19 protein-coding genes and 1 pseudogene are annotated in these 23,049 nt (G+C 56.1%); 5 read left to right on the top strand and 15 right to left on the bottom strand.

Going from position 1 to position 23,049, the window contains the following annotated elements:
• Positions 1 to 118: 118 nt before the first annotated feature.
• The 4 genes from ABA45_RS04140 (at position 119) to dxs (ending at position 4,333) form a co-directional block, all read left to right on the top strand.
• Positions 119 to 925 (top strand): NRDE family protein, encoded by an 807-nt coding sequence (locus tag ABA45_RS04140; protein WP_048384433.1) that lies wholly within the window; start codon positions 119 to 121, stop codon positions 923 to 925.
• Positions 926 to 1,012: 87 nt separating this feature from the next.
• Positions 1,013 to 1,309 carry an exodeoxyribonuclease VII small subunit gene (locus ABA45_RS04135; protein ID WP_048384432.1) on the top strand — a complete coding sequence of 99 codons (297 nt, stop codon included), beginning with the start codon at positions 1,013 to 1,015 and terminating at the stop codon, positions 1,307 to 1,309.
• On the top strand, positions 1,306 to 2,205 hold the full coding sequence (locus ABA45_RS04130) for a polyprenyl synthetase family protein (RefSeq protein ID WP_048384431.1): 900 nt from the start codon (positions 1,306 to 1,308) through the stop codon (positions 2,203 to 2,205). Before ABA45_RS04135 ends, ABA45_RS04130 begins: the two co-directional genes overlap by 4 nt.
• 163 nt (positions 2,206 to 2,368) lie before the next feature.
• Positions 2,369 to 4,333 (top strand): 1-deoxy-D-xylulose-5-phosphate synthase, encoded by a 1,965-nt coding sequence (dxs, locus tag ABA45_RS04125; protein ID WP_048384430.1) that lies wholly within the window; start codon positions 2,369 to 2,371, stop codon positions 4,331 to 4,333.
• Positions 4,334 to 4,406: 73 nt separating this feature from the next.
• Here dxs and ribA read toward each other — a convergent pair whose 3' ends face one another.
• The 6 genes from ribA to ABA45_RS04095 form a co-directional block, all read right to left on the bottom strand.
• A complete protein-coding gene (gene ribA, locus ABA45_RS04120; protein ID WP_048384429.1) occupies positions 4,407 to 5,021 on the bottom strand; it encodes a GTP cyclohydrolase II in 615 nt (204 codons plus the stop codon).
• Positions 5,022 to 5,097: 76 nt separating this feature from the next.
• Complete coding sequence (gene moaC, locus ABA45_RS04115) at positions 5,098 to 5,598, bottom strand: cyclic pyranopterin monophosphate synthase MoaC (protein ID WP_319803524.1); 501 nt, start codon at positions 5,596 to 5,598, stop codon at positions 5,098 to 5,100.
• A 106-nt stretch (positions 5,599 to 5,704) separates the two neighbouring features.
• Positions 5,705 to 6,718, bottom strand: coding sequence for a Nudix family hydrolase (locus ABA45_RS04110; RefSeq protein WP_048388659.1), 1,014 nt, complete (start codon positions 6,716 to 6,718; stop codon positions 5,705 to 5,707).
• 17 nt (positions 6,719 to 6,735) lie between these two features.
• On the bottom strand, positions 6,736 to 7,953 hold the full coding sequence (argJ, locus tag ABA45_RS04105; RefSeq protein ID WP_048384428.1) for a bifunctional glutamate N-acetyltransferase/amino-acid acetyltransferase ArgJ: 1,218 nt from the start codon (positions 7,951 to 7,953) through the stop codon (positions 6,736 to 6,738).
• Positions 7,954 to 8,070: 117 nt separating this feature from the next.
• Positions 8,071 to 10,806: a preprotein translocase subunit SecA gene (gene secA / locus ABA45_RS04100; protein WP_048384427.1), complete on the bottom strand. Its 2,736-nt coding sequence runs from the start codon at positions 10,804 to 10,806 to the stop codon at positions 8,071 to 8,073.
• A gap of 137 nt (positions 10,807 to 10,943) precedes the next feature.
• Positions 10,944 to 11,876 carry a M23 family metallopeptidase gene (locus ABA45_RS04095; RefSeq protein WP_048384426.1) on the bottom strand — a complete coding sequence of 311 codons (933 nt, stop codon included), beginning with the start codon at positions 11,874 to 11,876 and terminating at the stop codon, positions 10,944 to 10,946.
• Between the two features lie 153 nt (positions 11,877 to 12,029).
• On the opposite strand from ABA45_RS04095, the gene ABA45_RS04090 reads away from it, so the two are divergent.
• Positions 12,030 to 12,476: a DciA family protein gene (locus ABA45_RS04090; protein WP_048384425.1), complete on the top strand. Its 447-nt coding sequence runs from the start codon at positions 12,030 to 12,032 to the stop codon at positions 12,474 to 12,476.
• Positions 12,477 to 12,486: 10 nt separating this feature from the next.
• Here ABA45_RS04090 and lpxC read toward each other — a convergent pair whose 3' ends face one another.
• From lpxC to murD, 9 genes and pseudogenes are all read right to left on the bottom strand, one after another.
• On the bottom strand, positions 12,487 to 13,401 hold the full coding sequence (gene lpxC / locus ABA45_RS04085) for a UDP-3-O-acyl-N-acetylglucosamine deacetylase (RefSeq protein ID WP_014870078.1): 915 nt from the start codon (positions 13,399 to 13,401) through the stop codon (positions 12,487 to 12,489).
• A gap of 375 nt (positions 13,402 to 13,776) precedes the next feature.
• A pseudogene (gene ftsZ, locus ABA45_RS04080) lies at positions 13,777 to 14,763 on the bottom strand (cell division protein FtsZ); the annotation flags it as partial.
• Positions 14,764 to 14,859: 96 nt separating this feature from the next.
• The gene (gene ftsA / locus ABA45_RS04075) at positions 14,860 to 16,095 is read right to left on the bottom strand and encodes a cell division protein FtsA (RefSeq protein WP_014870075.1); all 1,236 of its coding nucleotides are present in this window, start codon (positions 16,093 to 16,095) and stop codon (positions 14,860 to 14,862) included.
• A 36-nt stretch (positions 16,096 to 16,131) separates the two neighbouring features.
• Positions 16,132 to 16,971 carry a cell division protein FtsQ/DivIB gene (locus ABA45_RS04070; protein ID WP_048388657.1) on the bottom strand — a complete coding sequence of 280 codons (840 nt, stop codon included), beginning with the start codon at positions 16,969 to 16,971 and terminating at the stop codon, positions 16,132 to 16,134.
• Positions 16,964 to 17,902, bottom strand: a complete 939-nt coding sequence (locus tag ABA45_RS04065) for a D-alanine--D-alanine ligase (RefSeq protein ID WP_198147120.1) — start codon at positions 17,900 to 17,902, stop codon at positions 16,964 to 16,966. Before ABA45_RS04065 ends, ABA45_RS04070 begins: the two co-directional genes overlap by 8 nt.
• Before the next feature lie 55 nt (positions 17,903 to 17,957).
• Positions 17,958 to 19,418 (bottom strand): UDP-N-acetylmuramate--L-alanine ligase, encoded by a 1,461-nt coding sequence (murC, locus tag ABA45_RS04060; protein WP_048384423.1) that lies wholly within the window; start codon positions 19,416 to 19,418, stop codon positions 17,958 to 17,960.
• A complete protein-coding gene (murG, locus tag ABA45_RS04055; RefSeq protein WP_048384422.1) occupies positions 19,411 to 20,496 on the bottom strand; it encodes an undecaprenyldiphospho-muramoylpentapeptide beta-N-acetylglucosaminyltransferase in 1,086 nt (361 codons plus the stop codon). The genes murC and murG overlap by 8 nt, the downstream gene beginning before the upstream one ends.
• Positions 20,489 to 21,691 (bottom strand): putative lipid II flippase FtsW, encoded by a 1,203-nt coding sequence (ftsW, locus tag ABA45_RS04050; protein ID WP_048384421.1) that lies wholly within the window; start codon positions 21,689 to 21,691, stop codon positions 20,489 to 20,491. The genes murG and ftsW overlap by 8 nt, the downstream gene beginning before the upstream one ends.
• Complete coding sequence (gene murD / locus ABA45_RS04045) at positions 21,688 to 23,034, bottom strand: UDP-N-acetylmuramoyl-L-alanine--D-glutamate ligase (protein ID WP_048384420.1); 1,347 nt, start codon at positions 23,032 to 23,034, stop codon at positions 21,688 to 21,690. Before murD ends, ftsW begins: the two co-directional genes overlap by 4 nt.
• Positions 23,035 to 23,049: the final 15 nt, after the last annotated feature.

Below are 23,049 nucleotides of genomic sequence, written 5' to 3'. Positions count from 1 at the left end.
AAAGACATTGCAGCGCACACCGCCGTTACATTTATGGTTGGGTATGATACACCTTGTGAAAACAAGGCTCCATTGTGCCCACCCTCTGAATTCACATCGTTAAGGAAATAGCGCGGATATGTGTTTGATTGCGTTTACTCTGGACCAGAACCGGCACTATCCGCTGGTGGTTGCTGCTAACCGGGATGAATTCTTCAACCGGCCTACGGCCGCTATGGACTGGTGGACGGATGCAAGCAGTGCGCTGGTCTCAAAGCCGGTTCTGGCAGGCCGGGATTTACAGGCCGGAGGTACCTGGCTAGCCATCAGCGCCAGCGGTGTTGTTAGCGCGGTCACCAATGTGCGCGAAGGCAGCCCGGAAGCCGGCGTTATCAGCCGAGGTGATTTGCCTCTTCGCACTTTACAACAATCGGCCCAATCCTTGCGCAAGCACTTGGCCGACAACGCCAGCCGCTATTCCGGTTTTAATCTGGTGACACTCGATGCCGGCCAGGAACGCGCGAGCGGCCCGAGCGGCTGGTATTTCAGCAACCGCGACGCTCACCCAGGGCGCAGTCTGCACCGCGGCAGCTATGGCGTCAGCAATCATCTGCTGCAAACGCCCTGGCCTAAGCTGTTGCGTCTGCGCCAACATGTCACCAGCACCGTAGTCGCAGCCGGTGAAGACAGTGAGCCTTTGCACCAGGCACTTATCAATCACTTAAAAGACTCTACTCCAGCCCCGGATTGTTTGTTGCCCCGCACCGGTGTGAACTTGGCGACTGAGCGGGTGTTGTCACCGACGTTCATTATTGGCAAGCATTACGGCACCCGCGTAACCACGGTGGTGACCGTGGCCGCCAGTGGCGAAATACGGGTTACCGAGCAAACATGGCAACCTGAAGGCAAACCCGGTGAATGTCGACAACTGTGCTGGCAGCAGTAGCCCGTAAGCTCTGTTATAATCCGCCGGAAATGCACCTAGTGCCCCCGTCTGGCGGCATAATTTGATTCAATCACAGCGGAGGCTTTTATGGCTGGTAAAAAAGACACCGCGGCTGCCGCGACAAAAGCAACCTCGCTGGGAGGCTTTGAAAAATCCTTGGAAGAGCTGGAGCAGCTGGTGCGTGACCTGGAACACGGCGAGTTAACACTGGAGCAATCGTTGACTACCTTCGAACGTGGCGTCGGCCTCACCCGTAATTGCCAGCAAGCCCTGAAAAGTGCAGAGCAGCGGGTAGAAGTACTGATGCAGAGCGGCGATGGCAGCCTGGAAACCCGACCGTTCCTTGAACAAAGCGGACAGAGCGATCAGAGCAGCGATTCGTGAACATCGCTACCCGCTTGCCAGCCAGTGATTTTTTGCATCACTGCCGCGCTGAGATTGACCAGAAACTAGCCAATTATATGGATCAAGCCGGCGCATCCCAGCGCCTGCAGGACACCATGCGCTATGGTTTGCTGGGCGGTGGCAAGCGCATTCGCCCAGCGCTCTGCCTAGCCGCGGCCGAAGCCGTTGGCGGTCAGCGTCAGATAGCTCTGGCACCGGCTTGTGCTCTGGAGATGATTCACGCGTACTCGCTGATGCACGACGACTTACCAGCCATGGACGACGATGATCTGCGCCGCGGCCGCGCCACCGCGCACATCGCATTCGACGAGTCTTCGGCCATACTTGCTGGCGACGCTCTGCAGGCAGAGGCGTTTCGGGTACTGGCCACAGCGCCGCGGTTAAGCGCTGAAGTCAAACTGGCTATGATAAAAGCCTTGGCGAACGCCTGCGGGGCAAACGGTATGGTCGGCGGACAGGCTATTGATCTGGAGTCTGTGGCAAGAACCCTGACTCTGGAGCAGCTAGAGAATATGCACCGCCATAAGACCGGCGCTTTGATTGAAGCCAGCGTACACCTTGGCGCCCTGGCCGGTGGCGTAAAAGACGCCGCGTTGCTAGACGCCCTGGCTCGTTACGCCCGCGCGCTGGGACTGGCGTTTCAGGTGCAGGACGATTTGCTGGACATAGAAGGCGATACCGAGGTGATTGGCAAAACCCAAGGCTCTGATATCGCCCGTGGCAAACCCACCTACCCCGCACTATTGGGGCCACAAGGCGCGCGCGAACACTTGGCAAGGTTGCTAGCCGAGGCTCACGACAGCCTGAAAGGGCTTGGCATTCAGGCCGACGCCCTACACGCCATGGCAGATTACATAGTGGCTCGTAGCCACTAAGCAAACGCCCGCGTAACATTCCGGGCATTGAGTCGCTCCCGCTACGAGGCGCACACTGCGGGATAAACACTTGGTAAACGACATGGCTCGGCGCTGATACAACTAGACGATACAGCGTATACAGCTACCACCCTTGTCGATTATGCAAAAAAGAACCGAGCAGATGCAGGACACAATGATTTTCAGGGAAATCCCCTTACAGCGACCAAACACCCCCATGCTGGACCGTATTGGCTCACCGGCAGACATTCGCCAGTTACCTGCCGATCAGTTAACTCAGGTAGCACGAGAGCTGCGGTCGTTTCTATTGTGGTCGGTGGGCACGACAGGCGGCCACTTTGGCGCTGGTCTGGGCGTACTGGAGCTAACGGTTGCCCTGCACTATGTGTTCAACACGCCGGAAGACCGCCTGGTTTGGGACGTGGGCCATCAGGCCTACCCTCATAAAATTCTGACAGGACGCCGCGAACAGATGGGTAGCATTCGCCGCAAAAACGGCCTAGCGGGGTTCCCCAAACGCACTGAAAGTCCTTACGACACCTTTGGTGTAGGCCATTCCAGCACCTCTATCAGCGCCGCCCTGGGTATGGCCATTGCGTCCAATCAGCAAGGGCTGAAGCGCAAAAGCATCGCGGTGATTGGTGATGGCGCCATGACCGCCGGCATGGCATTTGAAGCGCTGAATCACGCCGGCCATTTGAAGGCCGATATGTTGGTGATTCTGAACGACAATGACATGTCGATTTCCCGCAACGTAGGTGGCCTGTCCAATTATTTTGCCAAGCTGTTGTCCAGTCGCACTTATCACCAAATGCGCGACAGCAGTAAAAAAGTGCTTGAGATAGCTCCGGGCCTGCGCGAACTGGCAAAAAAAACCGAAGAACACTTCAAAGGCATGATTGCCCCTGGCACCCTGTTCGAAGAATTGGGTTTCAATTACATTGGCCCCATTGACGGCCACGACCTGCCATTACTGGTAGAAACCCTGGAGAACATCCGCGAGCTCAGCGGTCCGCAGTTTTTGCACATTGTCACCACCAAAGGCAAAGGTTTTGCTCCCGCAGAAGCCGACCCAATTGGCTATCACGCTATCAACAAGATAGAACCCCTGGCCGCCACTACTGCGTCCAGCGCCAATCCGACGCCGGTTAAAGCTGGCCCGGCCGCGCCCAAATACGCCAACGTGTTTGGCCAATGGCTGTGTGATGCCGCAGCCGCGGATGAGCGGGTAATGGGCATAACCCCCGCCATGTGCGAGGGCTCTGATCTTTTGGCCTTTGCCGAGCGTTTTCCCGAGCGTTATTTTGACGTTGCCATTGCCGAGCAGCACGCTGTTACTTTGGCCGCTGGCATGGCCTGTGATGGTGCCAAACCGGTGGTGGCCATCTACTCTACCTTCTTACAGCGTGGTTACGATCAGCTTATACACGATGTAGCCATTCAGAATCTGGACGTACTGTTTGCCATTGACCGCGCCGGCCTGGTAGGCGAAGACGGCCCAACTCATGCCGGAGCCTTCGACATCAGTTATCTGCGTTGCATCCCTAATATGGTGTTGATGACACCGTCAGACGAAAACGAAACCCGACAGTTACTGCACACCGGGCTGGTACATGAAGGCCCGGCGGCGGTGCGCTATCCCCGCGGCAGCGGCAGCGGAGTCGAGATTGACCCACTGCTGCACACACTGCCCATGGGTAAAGGCCGGGTTGTGCGCGAGCGCAAGAGCGCAAGCGGCCGTATCGCCATCCTAAATTTTGGCACCCTTTTGCCGCGAGCCCTGCAAGCCGCACAGGCGCTGGACGCCACAGTGGCCGATATGCGCTTTGTAAAACCGCTGGATGAAGACCTGATACGCCAGTTGGCAGAGCAGCACGATTTGCTGGTGACTCTGGAAGAAAATGCCATCGCCGGGGGCGCCGGCAGTGCGGTTTGCGAATGGTTGAATCAGGAAGAAATCATCATGCCGGTGCTGCAACTGGGGCTGCCTGACAAATTCGTCGACCATGGCAGCCGCGATCAGCTGTTAGAGGAATGTGGTCTGGATGCCGCGACGATCGAGCGCAGCATAACTGGCCGCGTGCAACGGTTGGTTAGCCGGCCGGGCAAAGCCGCGCAGTCTTTCTGACAATGGTCTGGCTCTGGCATGAGGTGGAGACTGAGCAGGCAAGACATGAACGCTGCCTGCTGCGCTAAGAGGCTCAGAGCTGGGGGTCATCGTCTTGATGAATCGCCAGAAAATGGCCGAGTTTGCTCTGTTTCGTGTCCAGATAATGCTCATTATGGGGATTTCTCCCGACTTGCAGCTCGACTCTTTCCACAACCTCAATGCCGTATGACGACAACGCTTTTACTTTACGCGGGTTGTTAGTCATCAACCGCAAGCGCTTTATACCCAAGTGTTCCAACATATCTTTGCACATGCTGTAGTCACGAAGATCCGCTGCAAAACCCAGACGTTCATTGGCTTCGACCGTGTCGGCACCATGGTCCTGAAGGTTGTAGGCACGAATCTTGTTGAGCAAGCCAATGCCGCGGCCTTCTTGGCGCAAATACATCAAAATACCGCGACCTTCACGAGCGATGCTGCGCAAGGCTTCTTCCAATTGATAACCACAGTCACAGCGCATGCTGTAAAGAGCGTCACCGGTCAGGCACTCAGAATGGGTACGGACTAACATGGGTTCGTCGCCAGCCAGATCACCCAGCGTCAGCGCGACGTGCTCTTTGCCGGTGTCCGACTCTTCAAAACCGTGCATTTCAAAAACCCCAAATGGGGTCGGCAACCGGCAAGTCTCAATGTAACGAACAGCCACTGTAATTCCTCGTGGTTCGATCTTATGATCTTAGATGGAGCAGCCTGCCTGCGGCAGGTACATTGTTTCTAATGGATTAGGTGCTGGCCTGCCAGTGGCCACTACGGCCGCCTTTTTTTTCCACCAAGCGCAGTTTGCTTACAACCATGGCTTTGTCGACTGCTTTGCACATGTCGTAAACGGTCAACGCGGCGATACTGGCTGCCGTTAGCGCTTCCATTTCTACGCCGGTCTGACCAGACAGCTTGCACAAGGTGCGAATGTGGACCGACATGCCGTCTGCACCGGGTTCTAACTCTACCTTCACCGAGGTCAGGTTTAAGGCATGGCACAGGGGGATCAGATCATGAGTACGCTTGGCCGCCATAATGCCGGCAATACGAGCCACCGCCAAGACGTCACCCTTCGGGTGTTGGCCATCCACAATCATCGCCAGAGTTTTGGCCGACATACTGATCGTGGCCTCGGCGCGAGCTTCGCGCTCAGTGACCACTTTAGCGGTAACGTCGACCATGCGTGCTTCGCCTTTGTCATTCAGGTGCGTCAGTTTGCTCACAGCTTCTCCCGTTAGCATCATCGTCGGATAAACACCTTCGACGGTATTAGTTCAATACACATCTACGATGTAAAAATGTGTTACATCATAACAAATGTGGCGCTGCCCTGCGCTGTAAAACGCCGACTTATGCCCACCAGAAGCCAATGCCAGCGATGCCTTGTGCGCCGCATTGGCGGGCCTGTGGCAGATCGGCTGGCGATAAGCCGCCAATGCCATACACAGGTAGTCGTGCCGCTGACACCAGTTGGCTGAACGCGTTCCAGCCCAGAGGCACCTCATTGGGGTGACTAGACGTAGCCAACACATGACCCAAGATCGCATAGTCGGCACGAATGGCCGCAGCGTGGGCCAATTGCTCTGCGTTATGGCAGGAAACCCCTAACTTGTAGCATTCAGCCACCGGCCGCTGCTGGCATTGGCTGGCGTGGCGCCAAGGCAAATGCACGCCAGCAGCTTGGGGATGGCGGTCCATCAACTCGGGCACACCGTGCAACATAAGCTCGCTGCTATTACTCTGACATAGCGCCAGAGCACCCTGCGCCAAGCGATTGTAAGCTATCGCCTGCTCGGCCAAAGCTGGGGCCCGCAACACGATCAGAGGCGGCTGGCTAACCTGCAGCGCTATTTGCAAACGTTTCAGGCCACATTCATCATCTGCTACGTCGCGGCCCGTTAACGCTAACTGCGAAGGCAGTTGAAGAGCGCGGATAATTGGGCGATTCGCTGCGGGGAAATCCGCGTCGCGCAAATCCCGCGGCAATAGCCACTGGATCGGCTGACCTTCGCGACCGTGAGCCTCGCCCGCGGCTATGTCGGTCGACCAAACATCCAGAAAAACACGCTTATCGCCATAATCATGTCGCACACCAATTACGGGCTGCAAAGCGGATTCGATCAACTTTAATCCGGTTTCTTCGGCAATCTCACGCACCAACGCCTGCTGCACAGTTTCACCCGGCTCCACTTTACCGCCAGGAAACTCCAATAATCCGCCCTGATGGGTGTGTTCCAGCCTGCGGGCAATCAGTACCCGCCCATCGCGAATGATCACACCGACGGCGACGTGTACTTCACGTAAGACGCCTGACGCCTTCTCAGGTACCTTTTCAGGTGCTATCGCAGACAGTCGCTTAGACATCTTCTTAATTACAGGCATCAGCTGCGGTAGTCGGCGTTGATGGTGACATAATCGTGGGAGAAGTCGCAGGTCCAGACGGTTTCACTCACGGCGCCTCGCTTGAGGTCAATGCGGATGGTAATTTCTTCCTGGTTCATCACTGCCTTCCCGCGTTCCTCCGAGTAGTCGTCTGCCCGACCGCCATTGCTTACCAGACACACATCTCCCAGATAAATTTCCAGGGCGTTTAAGTCAAGACCTTCGACACCAGCGCGGCCAACGGCGGCCAGAATGCGACCCCAGTTGGGATCTGATGCAAACAGCGCAGTTTTAACCAGCGGCGAATGAGCGACCGTGTAGGCCACATCCAGAGCTTCATTGACTGTCACTGCGTGGTTCACCTCAATGGTTACAAACTTGGTTGCTCCTTCACCATCGCGCACAATCGCGTGGGCCAGATCCATATACACTTGGCGCAGAGCGTCTTTCAGAGGCGCCAATAGCGGACTGTCAGCGGTTATTTCCGGACCGCCGTAACAACCGCTGGCCATCAGCATGCAAGCGTCATTGGTGGAGGTGTCACCGTCGATGGTAATGCGATTGAAGGACTGTTCACCCAGCTCAGAGGCCAGGGATTGCAAAACATCCGGCGCGATACGGGCGTCGGTAGCAATGAACCCCAGCATGGTGGCCATGTTGGGGCGAATCATGCCCGCACCCTTGCTGATGCCGGAAATACACACTGTATGACCGCCCAAATCCACTTGCACCGATGCCCCCTTGGGACGAGTGTCGGTGGTCATAATGCCGTTGGCCGCTTCTGCCCAGCGATCTACGCGAGTATCCGCCAGTGCATCGGGCAGCGCTGCAACAATTTTGGCGACTGGCAGGGGCTCACCGATCACACCGGTAGAAAATGGCAACACCTGTTGCCCGTCAACGCCGGCAGCAGCGGCAAGAGCCTCGCAGCAGACTGCTGCGTCGGCCAGACCGCGTTCACCAGTGCCCGCGTTGGCGTTACCGGTATTAATGAGCAGATAGCGCGGCATAGCGGCAGCAAGATGCTTGCGACTAAGCGTAACCGGTGCCGCACAGAACTGGTTGCGGGTGAAAATTCCGGCTACCTGCGTGCCCTCAGCCAAGGAAAATAATACGATATCTTTGCGGCCAGGCTTTTTCATACCGGCACTGGCAATGCCCAGTTCTACGCCTGTGATGGGAAAAAACTCGGGTAAGGTTCCTGGACCTACGGCCATGGTAATTCTCCTGACAAATAATGAACAAAGACTGCCCGCAGGCGTTCAAAACGCAAAAACCCGCAGCCTGAATGAACCAGACTGCGGGTTGAAAATAGCTTTCAATGACAGTGCTGTTTAACTAATTTTGCCACAGCACTGCTTGAACTTCTTACCAGACCCGCAAGGACAAGGCTCATTACGGCCCACTTTTGGCTCGTTACGAACAAAGGTTTCCGGCATGGCCTGGCGTGAACTATCGTCGCCACCGGCGCCGGCCTGAGATGTCGCGCTGGTTTCGTCGTGGCGCAGACGAGCACGTGCCAGTTCATTCGCTAATGCCTGTTTACGCTGGAGCTCAATTTCTTCCAGCTCTTCCTGGCTTTGCACTTTAACGTGGCACAACACCCGAATAACATCGCCCTTCATGGCTTCCAGCATACTTTCGAACAGGTTGAAGGCTTCGCGCTTGAACTCCTGCTTCGGGTTTTTCTGGGCGTAACCACGCAGGTGAATACCGCGGCGCAGGTGGTCCATATTCGACAGATGCTCTTTCCACAAGGTATCCAATACCTGCAAAAACACCTGTTTTTCAAACTTACGCATGGGTTCCGCGCCGACCACTGCCTCTTTGGCGTCGTAAGCAATCACAATCAGCTCCAGAATTTTCTGGCGTAAATTGTCTTCATAGAGTTTGCTGTCTTCATCCAGCCACTTCTGAACCGGAAGATCAACGCCCATTTCCGTCTGCAGCTGGGCCTCCAAACCGGCAACATTCCATTGCTCCGGCATGCTCTGCGGTGGAATGTGAGCACTCACCAGGGTGTCTACTACGTCAGCGCGAATGGTTTTCACTATCTCCGACACATCGTCCGAGCCCATTACCTCGTTACGCTGATCGTAAATGACCGAACGCTGGTCGTTGGCAACGTCGTCGTATTCCAGCAACGTTTTGCGCATGTCAAAGTTTCGGCCTTCGACCTTGCGTTGGGATTTTTCAATGGCGTTGGTGACCATGCGGTGCTCAATCGCCTCGCCGTTTTTCATGCCCATGGCCTGCATCAGACTCTTGACCTTATCCGGGGCAAATATTCGCATAAGGTTGTCTTCTAGCGACAAGAAGAAACGAGATGAACCCGGGTCGCCCTGACGGCCGGCACGACCCCGTAATTGGTTGTCAATGCGGCGGCTTTCATGACGCTCGGTGCCAATAATGTGCAAGCCGCCAGCTTCCAACACGCTGTTGTGGCGCTCAGTCCACGCATCTCTCAGCACCGCGCTCTGTTCGTCAGTCGGGCTATCGTGTCCTGCCAACTCATATTCCCAGTTACCACCGAGCACGATATCGGTACCCCGCCCAGCCATGTTGGTGGCAATGGTAACGGCGCCAGGGCGGCCCGCCTGGGCAATAATCTGGGCTTCAGATTCGTGCTGTTTGGCGTTCAGAATTTTGTGATCAATCTGGGTTTTCTTCAGCAGGTTCGCCAAGCGCTCGGACGCCTCGATGGACGCAGTGCCCACCAGGATGGGTCGACCCTCGGCCGTAACGTCTTTGATTTCATCGATAATGGCGTGGAATTTTTCTTCTTCCGTCAGGTACACCAAATCGTTGTAATCGGTTCGCATGATCGGTTTGTTGGGCGGAATGACCACCACATCCAGGCCGTAAATCTGGCGAAATTCAAACGCTTCGGTGTCTGCGGTACCCGTCATGCCTGACAGTTTTTCGTACAGCCGAAAGTAGTTCTGAAAAGTAGTGGACGCCAGAGTCTGGCTTTCCGCATGAATTTTCACGCCTTCTTTGGCTTCAATCGCCTGATGCAGACCTTCACTCCAGCGCCGGCCCGGCATGGTACGACCGGTATGCTCGTCAACGATGACAACCTGCTCACCTTGCACGATGTAATCCACGTTTTTCTGGAACAGGTTATGGGCCCGCAATCCGGAGTGCACGTGATGCAGAAGGCTAAGGTTGACGGCGGAATACAGGTTTTCACCCGCTTTAAGCAGTTCCCGCTCTAGCAGCAACTGCTCCACTTTTTCGTGGCCGCGCTCGGTCAGTTCTACTTGACGGGTTTTTTCGTCAATAGTGAAATCGCCGGTAGGATCGCCTTCCTCTGGCACTTCGCCTTTGTCCAGACTCGGAATCAGAATGTTAATCGCCTGATACATCTTCGAGCTGTCTTCGGCGGCGCCCGAGATAATCAGCGGTGTACGGGCTTCGTCGATCAGAATGGAGTCGACTTCGTCAACAATAGCGAAATGAAGACCACGCTGAACTTTGTCTGCGGTACTGAACGCCATGTTGTCGCGCAGATAGTCAAAACCGAATTCGTTGTTGGTGCCGTAGGTGATATCAGCCTGATAAGCCGCGCGCTTTTCTTCGCTCGGCTGGCCGGCGTTTACAACGCCCACTTGCAGACCCACAAAGTTATACAGCTTGCCCATCCAGTCCGCATCGCGGCGGGCTAGATAATCGTTCACAGTGATCACGTGGACGCCTTTACCAGACAAAGCGTTCAAATAAGCCGACGCGGTGGACATCAGGGTTTTACCCTCACCGGTCTTCATTTCAGCTATGCGGCCTTCATGCAGGGTTACAGCACCTACAAACTGCACGTCGTAGTGGCGCATGCCCATCACTCTGCCACTGGCTTCGCGCACGCAAGCAAACGCCTCGGGCATTAGCTCGTCTAGACTTTCGCCTTTTTGCAGGCGCTCACGGAACTCTGTGGTTTTTCCCTGCAACTCGCTGTCGGTCAGGCTGCCAAATTGCTCTTCAAGTTCATTAATACGCACGGCAATCTTGCGCATTCGCTTGACTTCCCTGGCGTTCTTACTACCGAATACTTTCGTTGCAAGCTTTGTGAACATAGACCAATGCTTCTTTGATTAAACGGAGGAAGCCGGCATTCTACCTTTATTTAGCGGCGGGGCAAAAGCCACAGCCGGTGACAACAACGCCAGCCGACAATTCGGCGCTGCCTATCACATGTGCGTTACAGGATTTTCTAATGGCTGGCCCGCGCCATGTACTTCACCGGATCTGTCGTGCGGCCATGTTTCAGTACTTCAAAATGCACGTGGGGCCCGGTAGACCTGCCGGTACTGCCCATCAGCGCCACCACCTGGGCTTTCTGGACCAAGTCACCGATTTTTACACTCACGGCTTTGGCATGGGCATAGCGGGTAACCAGACCATCGCCATGGGCGATTTCCACCAAGTTGCCATAGCCATGACGCTTGCCAGCCCAAGTAACAACGCCCGCGGCCACCGCGACAATGTCACTGCCATCTTTGCCTGCCAAATCGACGCCGCCATGCCAAGTGCGTTTGCCGCTGAACGGATCCGTGCGATAACCATATTCGGATGACAGCCAACCCCAGATAATGGGACGGCCCTCAACAAAACGTTCATCATCCAGTTTTTGCCGCCAGGCCAGCTTGTCCAGCAAACGCAACTGCTGCTCGCGATTGTCTAAGCGGCGCTCCAAGCGCTCAATCATCTCGCTTAGGCTCGGCACGCTGTAAGACTCTGGCGGCAATAGCACTTTGGGGCCGCCCACTGGCGCCGGAGCGCTAAAATCAAACTCTTCGTTGTTCACCAGTCCACTTTCGACAAATCGTTGCCCCAAAACGTCCAGCCGCAACAGGCGGCCCTGCATCGCGCCCAGGCGCAACGTCATAACATCGACCTGATGTTGCACGTCTGTTTCAACCTGGGTCAGTGCAGCCTTCTGCTCCTGCAAGCGTACCTGCCAGCGTACAACTAACTCGGCACTGACTGGCGTTTCAACTCCAATTTTCGCCACTGCCAGCGTGTAGCCAGCCCAGCTAGCAATGGCTGTTAGCACCAGAGCAAAAATCAGCAAGGCGAGTAAAAGACGGCGATTCAGTATGATGACTGGAGGCGGGAGCGAATCCGAAGCAGTGTTTGTCGTCATAATGTGTGATTACTGCAGTGGATCGCAAACGGATGTTTAAAGCACCTGCCAGCGGTTACACTGGTTATGAATAGTCGGGGCACTCACCTAAAAAAGAAAAAGAAAAGTAAGTGTACCCAATGGTTTACAGCTCAGTCGAGTACTCAGGCCGCAATGAAGCCAAAAAATGAACAGAAAATGACTTTTGACCCTTTCTCCGGGCCGGCTGGCTTGCGCAAACTGGTAGCGCGGGCCGAGCAACACCGGCTTGCTGAGCAGACGCTGCTGGCTGAGTTGCCGCCGTCGTTGCAGTCAGGTACGCGTTTCGTGAGCTGTCGTGAGGGCGAACTTGTTCTGGCAGCAGACAGCGGGCCTAAAGCCAGCCAGATTCGCTTTCGCCAGCATGACATTATGGCTGCTGCGCGCAATCTGGAGTTATTTCGCTTTGTCTGGAAGCTGAAAGTAAAGGTTGTACCGCCGCGTTTTCAGGACAAGGCGATGGCCAAAAAGCTGCCATTGAGTAAAGAAAACGCCCAGCTCCTCAAAGAAGAAGCCGGAAACACAAATGACAAAGCGTTGCGCGAGATTCTGGAAAAGCTCGCCAGTCACGTTCGCGACTGACGATGGCGCCTCAGGCGCTGGCTAATACAGGTTTGACGTAAGAAATCGGAGCATTGGCTTCGTCATCAAAGGTGACAACTTCCCACGCGTCTTGCTCTGAAATAAGAAGGCGCAGCAGGCGATTATTCAGGTCGTGGCCGGATTTCACGCCGCGAAACTCACCAATCAGGCTGTTGCCCAACAGATACAGGTCGCCAATCGCGTCCAAAACCTTGTGCTTGACGAACTCGTCGTCATAGCGCAAACCGTCTTCGTTAAGAATTTTGTAATCATCAACAACGATGGCATTATCAACGCTGCCACCAAGAGCCAGGTTCATGGAGCGCAGTTTTTCAATATCGCGCATGAAGCCAAAGGTGCGGGCCCGACTGACTTCTTTCACAAACGAAGTGCTGGAGAAATCAACCGTGGCGTTCTGGGCGCGGCCCTTAAAAGCAGGGTGATCAAAGTCGATGCCAAAGCTGACTTTGAAGCCTTTGAATGGCAAAAAGGTGGCGCTTTTATCACCGTCTGTGATCGATACTTCACGTTTGATGCGGATAAATTTCTTGGCTGCGTCTTGCTCGGCAATACCGGCAGACTGCAGCAAAAACACGAAAGGCCCTGCCGAGCCATCCATGATCGGCACTTCAGAAGCGCTCAATTCCACAAAGCAGTTATCAATACCCAGGCCAGCCATAGCAGACAGTAAGTGCTCTACCGTTGACACCCGTACGCCGTCTTTCATCAATGTGGTGGACAGCATGGTCTCGCCGACATTTTCTGCACGGGCCCGAATTTCGACCACAGGGTCTAGGTCGGTACGGCAAAAAATAATGCCGGCGTCGATGGGCGCAGGCTTCAGGGTTAGATACACCTTTTCACCTGAATGCAGGCCAATGCCGGTCGCGCGAATGGTGTTTTTAAGAGTCCGTTGTTTGATCATCGGTCCATAGTTCCGTCGAAAAGGCGATACGCTAAGCAAAAACTGCTAGCACATTATCAGAAAATACAACCGGCCACCATGAAAACGCCCTTTTCTGCTCAAAAAACAGCCAAAATGGACCATGAGTGACCAGTGCACACTTTCCCGACTGAACGTTTCAAACACCCGCCCCAGCCGGCTCCGGGTCATATTTTTGACAGTATATCAATCCGCCTGACGGCGAAGGAATGCGGGAATATCGAGATAGTCCACATTCTGTTCTTCGCTTTCGCGACCTTGATCCAGCGCCGTGTTGCCGGAAGCCACTGCGCGACGGCGCAGAATGGCCGGCCGGTCCAGTTGTTTGTAGTCGGTTTTACCATCCAGAGTGCGGCTATTGTCGACCACTTTGGTCGGTTTTTCGCGACTGCCGCCCAGGCCGGTGGCCACTACGGTCACTTTAAGTTCGTCAGTCAGGTCCTGATCAATCACCGTGCCCACAACCACTGTGGCCGTATCTGAGGCAAATTCGCGAATGATGTCGCCTACTTCAGCAAACTCGCCCAAATTCAGGTTAATGCCCGCGGTAATGTTAACCAAAATGCCCTTGGCACCGTGCAGGTTAACGTCTTCCAACAGTGGGCTGCGAATAGCGGCTTCGGCGGCTTCACGGGCACGATTTTCACCGGTTGCTCGGGCCGTACCCATCATCGCCATGCCCATTTCAGACATCACCGTTTTCACGTCTGCGAAGTCGACGTTGATCATTCCATTGCGAGTAATCAGATCGGCAATACCCTGAACCGCACCCAGCAGTACATCATTAGCAGACGCAAAGGCATCTAGCAGGCTGGTGTTCTTGCCCATCACCGACAGCAACTTCTCGTTAGGGATGGTGATCAACGAATCTACGCACTCTTCCAGCTCACGCAGCCCGGCTTCCGCCACGCTCATGCGCTTACCGCCTTCAAACAGAAAGGGCTTGGTGACTACGGCGACGGTCAGAATGCCTAGCTCGCGGGCCACTTGAGCCACTACCGGTGCCGCACCAGTACCGGTACCGCCACCCATGCCAGCGGTAATGAACACCATATCCGCTCCGCTGAGCGCCTCAGCAATACGGTCACGGTCTTCCAACGCCGACTGGCGTCCTATTTCCGGATTAGCACCAGCACCCAAGCCTTTGGTGATAGCGCCCCCAAGCTGGATGATTTGACGTGCGTCCAGGTCTTTCAAGGCCTGGGCATCCGTGTTGGCACAGATAAAATCAACACCTTCAATATCGCTGTTAAGCATATGACGCACGGCATTACCGCCGCCGCCACCCACACCAACCACTTTTATAACTGCGTTTTGCTGCACACTATCGACAAGTTCAAACATATCCCCACTCCTTCGTGCTTTAGTCAGCCTGTTTCCGGCTGTTCTTTTAAAAGATTTGATGGTTCAAAACGGTTGCTGTTGTGCTTGTCTGGCGGCTCAGAAATGGCCAGTAAACCAGGCTTTCATTCGCTCAAACAGCGTGGGAGCACGCTCCCCCTTGAGCACCGGTGTCCGTCCAAGATCCATTTGGCGGAAACCGTGTATCAACAATCCAACACCCGTGGCGTAAATCGGATTGTTAACCACTTCCGTCATGCCCGACACGGCCTGCGGACAGGCCAGCCTGACCGGCATGTGGAAAATCTCTTCTGCTAGCTCAATCACGCCCTCCATGGTAGACGCGCCTCCCGTAATCACGATTCCTGCCGGGATCATGTCTTCAAATCCCGATCGTCGCAGCTCCGACTGCACCAGCATGAACAGTTCTTCGTAGCGCGGTTCAACCACTTCGGCTAAAGCCTGACGCGACAAATCTCGCGGAGCGCGATCGCCGACGCTGGGCACTTTGATGGTTTCATCCGCGCCCGCCAGCTGGGTTAGCGCGCAAGCGTATTTGATTTTGATTTCTTCGGCGTTCTGTGTCGGCGTACGCAACGCCATGGCGATGTCGTTGGTGACCTGATCACCGGCGATCGGTATTACAGCGGTGTGGCGAATAGCGCCGCCGGTAAACACGGCGATGTCGGTGGTACCGCCGCCCATGTCCACCACGCACACGCCCAACTCTTTTTCATCTTCAGTGAGAATCGCGTGGCTGGAAGCCAGCTGTTCAAGAATGATGTCGTCGACTTCAAGGCCGCAGCGGCGAATGCATTTTTCAATATTTTGGGCGGCGTTCACCGCGCAGGTCACCAAGTGCACCTTGGCTTCGAGGCGCACGCCTGACATGCCCAGCGGCTCTTTGATGCCTTCCTGGTTATCAATCACGAATTCCTGCGGCAATATGTGCAGAATTTTCTGGTCTGCCGGAATGGCCACCGCCTGAGCTGCGTCAATGACCCGGTCGATATCTGCTTGGGTCACCTCGCGATCACGAATGGCCACAATGCCATGGGAGTTCAGGCTCTTAATGTGACTACCGGCAATGCCTGCGTACACCGAGTGAATGCGGCAGCCAGCCATCAGCTCGGCTTCTTCCACCGCGCGCTGGATAGCCTGAACCGTGACTTCAATATTGACCACGACACCGCGCTTCAGACCTTTTGAGGGGTTAGAGCCAACGCCCACCACCTCAATAGAGCCGTCCATTTTGCGCTTGCCGACAATGGCCACCACTTTTGAGGTGCCAATGTCCAGGCCGACAATCATGTTTTCCGTTTCAACCGATGACATGTGTTTCACCAAACCCCAGGTCTGAATAAACCGTTGTTATATTTTCGGAGTTGAGGCGGCCGTAACCGCCTTCCACTGCACCGCAACACCATTGGTGTAGCGCGCATCCACCCTGTTGACTTCATCTGACCGGGATGCCAACCGGGCCTGATACACGGTCATAAACCGTTCAAAACGCTGCTCGACCTGATCACGGCCAAGCACAACATCTATCCCGTTACTCAGGCGCAAGGTCCACGCCCCGCGCTGCTCCAGGTTCAAGCCACTGAAGCCAAGTCCATGGCCAACCAGTTGATCACTCAACGCGCGCGCCATAGCGATCACATCTCGTACCCGCTCATCAGGACCCGACAACAACGGCATAGCGCCGGCCACTTGCGGGTTTGGTGGGCTGAACAACTCGCCCGTGCGGCTAACCAGGCGGCCGTCACTCCAGTAGGCCAGCGGCTTTTTCTCGCGGATGTTGACCGTTAAACGGTCTGGCCATTCGCGCCTCACGGCCGCCGATTCAACCCACGGGCGCTGCTCTAAGCTGGCCTTGATCTCTTCCAGGTCAGTTGCGAAATAGCTGCCTCCAACCCAGGCCCCAAGGTGGCGTTCAAGGCCCACCTGGCTTTCACCAACCAGCGTGCCACTCACGTCAATAGCCAAAATCTGCTGATCCATGGCAGCCAGCACTTTGCTGACACCCCAGGGCACCAGTGCTGCCGTCAGGATCACCACCACACCCAAACCAAACTGCAACCAAGGCACGGCGCCAAATGCCGCTTTTAACACTGCGAACCGATCATGCTCCGGGCCAAGGGTTGTTGCCCCTCGGCGCTGCGGCGGTTCAGACGGCAGTGTCCGAGTTCGGATCAGCAGGTTATCAAGCATGGCTTGGCTCTCCCCCATTTTGCTCCAGAGTGTCAGCCAGAATCCGCACCACCAGTTCTTCAAAACTGATACCCGCTGCCCGTGCCGACATCGGCACCAGGCTGTGGTCAGTCATTCCCGGAACGGTATTCACCTCCAGCAACCAGAACTTACCGTCAGCATCCTGCATGATGTCGACCCGGCCCCAGGTGCGGCAGCCCACAACCCGAAAGGCTTCCAGCGCCAACTGTTGCAGGCGCAGTTCCTCGTCTGCTGACAGCCCACAGGGAATGCAGTAGCGGGTGTCGTCGGCCAGATACTTGGCGTCGTAATCGTAAAACACGTGATCGGTGCTCAGGCCGATAGCCGGTAACGCGCGGTCTTGCAACAAACTGACGGTAAATTCCGGGCCTTCAATCCACTCTTCTACCAGCACCGAGGTGTCCAGTGCCGCGGCCGCCTGCCAGGCCTGCACCAACTGGTCTGCACTGATGACTTTAAAAATGCCAATACTGGATCCTTCGCGCGACGGCTTCACGCTCAGCGGCATGCGCAACTCAGCGGCGATACTGATGGCGTCTTCCGCAGACGTCATGGTGCGGAACTTGGGCGTAGCCAAACCGCAACCCGCAAACACATATTTTGACCGCAGCTTGTCCATGGCCAGGGCTGAGGCCATCACGTCACTGCCAGTGAAGGGAATACCGGCTTGGGACAAAATCGCTTGCAGCGTACCGTCTTCACCACCGCGACCGTGCAACGCAATAAATACCCGGTCGAACTCTGGCTGTTCCACGGTTTTCAACAGACAACCCTGCACGTCTACGCCAAAGGCATTTACACCCGCTGACAGCAGCGCCGAAAGCACTGCCTGTCCGCTTTTCAGCGACACATCACGCTCGGCGGAATCACCGCCCATAAACACGGCCACCCGGCCAAAGGCCTTCAGCATGGCAGGCTCGGCCAGAAACGGCTGTGTTTGGTGCACTATTGGGTTGTGCTGCTGGTCACTCACCGCTCTCCCCCCCTGTTGCTATCACTCCCGTTGTTGCCAGGCGGGCTGCCACCGCTCCGATATCACCGGCCCCTTGAGTGATTAACAAGTCACCATCGCGCAACACGCTGGCCAACAGCGTTTCGATGTCTTTATTGTGTTCGACAAACACCGGTTCTACTTTGCCTCGCTGGCGCAGGCTGCGGCAAAGGGCGCGGCCGTCACATCCGGGGATCGCTGCTTCGCCGGCGGAGTAAACGTCCATCAGCAGCAAACCATCCACCGTGGACAGTACTTTGACAAAATCTTCGTAAAGATCGCGGGTACGGCTGAACCGGTGCGGCTGGTACAGCATGATCACGCGTCGGCCGGGCCACGCGTCACGAGCGGCGCGAATGACGGCGGCGACTTCAGTGGGATGGTGGCCATAATCGTCAACCAGGGTTATCGAACCCTTGGCGATTGGATAATCGCCGTAGACCTGAAAGCGCCGGCCAACACCGGCGAAACCGGCCAAACCGCGGCCGATTGAGGCGTCGTCAACACCGTCATCGGTGGCCACGGCAATCACCGCCAGGGCGTTAAGCACGTTGTGGCGGCCAGGCATTTTCAGCTCTACTTGCAAATCGGCCCGCGGCCCCGGGCGCTTTACCAGAAAGCGCGTGCGCAGGCCGTCAGACACAATATTCTCGGCGCGGTAGTCGGCCTCATGATTATCAATACCGTAAGTAATAATGGTGCGCGAGATACGCGGCAGTATTTCACGCACGTAGGGATCGTCTATACACATCACGGCCACGCCGTAAAACGGTAAGTTATGGAGGAAATCAACAAAGGTCTGCTTCAGCTTTTCCACATCGCCACCATAGGTGTCCATGTGGTCGGCTTCGATGTTGGTGACCACGGAAATCAGCGGTGTCAGGTGCAGAAACGATGCGTCGCTCTCGTCGGCTTCCGCGATCAGGTAGCGCGATCCGCCCAGCTTGGCATTGGTGCCGGCGCTGTTTAGCTTGCCACCGATCACAAAGGTCGGGTCCAGGCCCGCCTCAGCAAACACCGAAGCAATCAGGCTGGTGGTGGTGGTTTTGCCGTGGGTTCCAGCAACCGCAATGCCGTGGCGATAACGCATGATTTCCGCCAGCATTTCCGCTCGCGGCACGATGGGAATGCGATTACTGCGCGCAGCAACCACTTCCGGGTTGTTGGCCGCCACCGCTGAAGACACCACGACCACATCGGCTTTTTCAGTATTTTCGGCACGATGGCCAATCTGTACATCAATACCCATTGCCGTCAGGCGCTGGGTAACGGCACCGTGGCGCAAGTCAGAGCCAGACACGTTATAGCCCTGGTTCTTTAGCACCTCGGCGATACCGCTCATGCCGGCGCCGCCAATACCGACAAAATGAATATGGCGGATGCGGCGCATTTCCGGTACCTGATATACCAGTGGCACTGTGTTGGCATCAGCCATTGGCGGCCTCCAGACAATAATTCACGACTCTCTCCGTTGCATCGATGCGGGCCAGCTTGCGAGCTGCCTGCGACATCAGTAATACCCGTTCACGATCGTTTGCCAGATCGCCCAGAGTGTCTGCCAACAGCGCGGGGGTAAGCCGCGGTTGGGGTATAAGTAGGGCCGCACCGACGCTAACCATCTGTTCACCGTTGCGTGTCTGGTGGTCATCCACCGCGTAGGGAAAAGGCACCAGAATGGCGGCGCAACCGGCGGCACAGAGTTCCGACACGGTTAACGCACCCGCACGGCACAGCACCAGATCGGCCCAGGAAAAAGCCGCAGCTATATCAGTTATGAAGGGTTCCACGCTGGCCTCAACGCCTACTGCCTGATAAGCATCGCGAGCAGCCTCGGCGTGATTTTGACCACACTGATGGCGCACTTGTGGGCGACACTCATTCGCCATTTGCGCCAGCGCCTGGGGCACCTGCTGGTTGAACACCTGTGCACCCAAACTGCCACCAACGACAAGTAACCGCAGCGGGCCTTTGCGCCCCGCCAGGCGTTCTATGGGGGTAGCCAGCGCGGCAAAATCCGTGCGCACCGGATTGCCGGTGCAGCGGGTGACGGTTTTGGCATCAAAGCTACCGGGGAACGCTTCCAGCACAGTGTCGGCAAAGCGCACCAGCAGTCTATTGGTCATGCCGGCAACAGCGTTTTGTTCGTGAATGACCAAGGGGGTGCCGGTCAATCTGGCCGCCAAGCCACCAGGGCCGGTCACAAAGCCGCCCATGCCAACCACGCAGTGTGGGCGAATGCGCCGCATAATGGTGAATGCTTCGCCCAGGGCGCGCATCAGTTTGAACGGTGCTTTTATCAGCGCCAGCTTACCCTTGCCGCGCAATCCAGAAATATGAATCAACGACATTTCAATATTGGTCTCGGCGACCAGCCGCTGTTCCATTCCGCCAATAGCACCCAGCCAGAACACCTGATGGCCGCGGGCCTGCAAGGCGCGGGCGGTAGCCAACGCCGGGAACACGTGGCCACCAGTGCCACCGGCCATCATCAAAAAACGCCGGGGTTCAGTCATAAGCAGCCCCTCCCCGGTGTTTTTTGCCAGCAGGCTCGGCTACTGCCGTTGCGGCATCTACGCGCTCCATCTCTATTCGCGCCAATATGCTCAGGCACACGCAGGTCATCATCAAGCTGGAACCGCCGTAACTAACCAACGGCAACGTTAGTCCTTTAGTCGGCAGCAACCCGGTAGCTACCGCCATATTAATGGCCGCCTGCAGGCCAATTAACAGGCTAATGCCATAGGCGAAACAGGCCGCAAATGGCTGTTTTGCCTGTTCTGCGCGGCGGGCAATCACAAAACCACTGATCACCAGAATGGTAAACAGTGCGACCACTAACAAAGCCCCAATCAGGCCAAATTCTTCGGCAATAATGGCGAAAATAAAGTCGGTATGGGCCTCGGGCAGAAAAAACAGCTTCTGAATTGAATTGCCCAAGCCGACCCCGGTCCAGTCTCCACGGCCGAACGCAATCAGCGACTGGGTCAGCTGATAACCGCTGTTAAACTGGTCTTGCCACGGGTCCAGATAGCTCACCACGCGTTTCATTCGATAGGGCTCTGCAATCACTGCCAGGGCGCCCAGTGCAGCCAGTATCATTACTAAGGGTGCAAAGCGCACAAGGCTGACACCGCTAAGAAAAATCATGCCGGCAGCTGCGCCTACCAACACCACGGTGGCGCCAAAGTCCGGCTGCACCATAAGTAGGCCAGAAGCCACGCCCATCACCGCCAGCGGCTTGATAAAACCAGGCCAGGTATTCAACAGCTCGTCGCGGCGGCGCACCACGTAGCTGGCCAGATAGCCCACCAGGCAAAGCTTGGCGATTTCAGACACCTGAACGTTGAAAATGCCAAACGGAATCCAGCGAGTAGAACCGTTTACCGTGCGCCCCAGCGGCGTTAGCACCAGCACCAAAACCAACAACCCTACGCCCAGCAGCAACCAGCCGCTGTTCTGCCACCAGTAAACCGGCACATTAACCGCGATTAGAGCCAACATGCAGCCAAGCACCGCAAACACAAGCTGGCGAACTATAAAGTGGTAACTATTGCCAAAGGTCGCACTGGCAATGTCCATAGACGCCGACGAAATCATCACCAGCCCCAACACCATCAACGCAGCAGCGCTAACAATCAGCAATGGCAGAGGTTGCAGCGCTGAATGACGATTGCCATACACGGGCAATACCGATTGGGTCTGAATCATAGCGCCTCCACCAGCGTGCGGAAGCGCTCACCGCGATCGATATAATCACGGAACATATCCAGACTGGCGCAGGCGGGCGACAACAACACCCGGTCACCCGGTTGCGCCAGCCGTGCGGCGCTTGCCACCGCATCGGCCAAGCTATTTTCAATGTGGGTTGCGGTGCCCTGCGCCAGAACTTCTTGCAGCTGTGCTGCATCACGGCCAATCAAAACGACCGCACGGCAGTGTCGGCGTGCAGGGTCCGCTAGCGGGCTGAAATCGGCGCCTTTTCCATCACCGCCAGCAATCAGCACAATCTTGCCCGCCGCCGGTGCCAGACTGTCGAGCGCGGCAACTGTCGCGCCCACGTTGGTGCCTTTAGAATCGTTGATGTACTCAACGCCATTGACTAAGCGAAGCGACTCACAACGGTGGGGCAAACCGTGAAATGCGCGCGCGGTCGCCAGCATGCTATCCATGGGCAGACCGGCCGCTTTGCCCAAACCAAGGGCCGCCATCACGTTGCTGAGGTTATGGCGACCGATGAGTCCAAGTTCATCGGCACGAATCAGATTATCCAACCCCCAGGTTACCCAGGGGTGGCCACTGACGCTGTCGTCACGGGTGCTGAAGGTATCCGGATTGACCCGGTTCATACCAAAGCAGATAAAGCGCAGAGTGGTTCGCGCCATAGGTGTGCTAAGGGCGTCATCCAGATTCACAATGGCGTACTGGCAGCCGCGGAATATCCGCTGTTTGGCTTGGTAATAGGCCATTTTATCTGGGTAACGATCCATATGATCGTCACTGATATTGAGCACCGTAGCCGCCAGCGCCTTCAGTTCGTCCGTGGTCTCCAGCTGAAAACTAGACAGCTCCAACACGTATAAGCGCGCACCGGTATTCAACAAATCCAGCGCCGGAGTGCCAATATTGCCTCCCACTGCAACCAGGTAACCGGCATCACGAGCCATGTCAGCGACCAGCGTGGTCACCGTGGTTTTGCCGTTGGAGCCGGTGATGGCAATAATCGGAGCATCGGCGGCTTCTGCAAACAGGTCAATATCACCGCGAATACGCGCGCCACTGGCTGCAGCAGCAGCGATAGCTGGCTCGGCCACACTGATACCCGGGCTCACAATCAGCTCACTAAAAGCACTGAAAAAGTCGCTGTCAAATGCGCCCAGATGCACTTCGACGTCAGGCCAGCCGGCTTGCAGCTCGGAAAGACCCGGCGGAGCCTCACGGGTGTCAGCCACGGCCAGCTTACGGCCCTGTGCTGCCAGATAGCGCACGCAGGAAAGCCCAGTTTTACCGAGCCCTACGATTAACGTGCGACGATCCGACACAATGACACCCATATTCGGCAATCCTCC

The organism is Marinobacter psychrophilus (assembly GCF_001043175.1).
Lineage (GTDB): Bacteria > Pseudomonadota > Gammaproteobacteria > Pseudomonadales > Oleiphilaceae > Marinobacter > Marinobacter psychrophilus.
This window is presented reverse-complemented; position numbering and strand designations above follow the sequence as displayed.

Bases quoted from the DNA above. Each gene is read 5' to 3' on its own strand.
- murD (WP_048384420.1), bottom strand. From the start codon at position 23,034: ATGGGTGTCATTGTGTCGGATCGTCGCACGTTAATCGTAGGGCTCGGT.
- ftsW (WP_048384421.1), bottom strand. From the start codon at position 21,691: ATGATTCAGACCCAATCGGTATTGCCCGTGTATGGCAATCGTCATTCA.
- ABA45_RS04135 (WP_048384432.1), top strand. From the start codon at position 1,013: ATGGCTGGTAAAAAAGACACCGCGGCTGCCGCGACAAAAGCAACCTCG.
- ABA45_RS04095 (WP_048384426.1), bottom strand. From the start codon at position 11,876: ATGACGACAAACACTGCTTCGGATTCGCTCCCGCCTCCAGTCATCATA.
- argJ (WP_048384428.1), bottom strand. From the start codon at position 7,953: ATGGCCGTAGGTCCAGGAACCTTACCCGAGTTTTTTCCCATCACAGGC.
- ABA45_RS04110 (WP_048388659.1), bottom strand. From the start codon at position 6,718: ATGTCTAAGCGACTGTCTGCGATAGCACCTGAAAAGGTACCTGAGAAG.
- moaC (WP_319803524.1), bottom strand. From the start codon at position 5,598: ATGATGCTAACGGGAGAAGCTGTGAGCAAACTGACGCACCTGAATGAC.
- ABA45_RS04140 (WP_048384433.1), top strand. From the start codon at position 119: ATGTGTTTGATTGCGTTTACTCTGGACCAGAACCGGCACTATCCGCTG.
- secA (WP_048384427.1), bottom strand. From the start codon at position 10,806: ATGTTCACAAAGCTTGCAACGAAAGTATTCGGTAGTAAGAACGCCAGG.
- murC (WP_048384423.1), bottom strand. From the start codon at position 19,418: ATGGCTGATGCCAACACAGTGCCACTGGTATATCAGGTACCGGAAATG.
- lpxC (WP_014870078.1), bottom strand. From the start codon at position 13,401: ATGATCAAACAACGGACTCTTAAAAACACCATTCGCGCGACCGGCATT.
- ABA45_RS04070 (WP_048388657.1), bottom strand. From the start codon at position 16,971: ATGCTTGATAACCTGCTGATCCGAACTCGGACACTGCCGTCTGAACCG.
- ftsA (WP_014870075.1), bottom strand. From the start codon at position 16,095: ATGTCATCGGTTGAAACGGAAAACATGATTGTCGGCCTGGACATTGGC.
- ABA45_RS04090 (WP_048384425.1), top strand. From the start codon at position 12,030: ATGAAGCCAAAAAATGAACAGAAAATGACTTTTGACCCTTTCTCCGGG.
- dxs (WP_048384430.1), top strand. From the start codon at position 2,369: ATGCAGGACACAATGATTTTCAGGGAAATCCCCTTACAGCGACCAAAC.
- murG (WP_048384422.1), bottom strand. From the start codon at position 20,496: ATGACTGAACCCCGGCGTTTTTTGATGATGGCCGGTGGCACTGGTGGC.
- ABA45_RS04065 (WP_198147120.1), bottom strand. From the start codon at position 17,902: ATGCTGAAGGCCTTTGGCCGGGTGGCCGTGTTTATGGGCGGTGATTCC.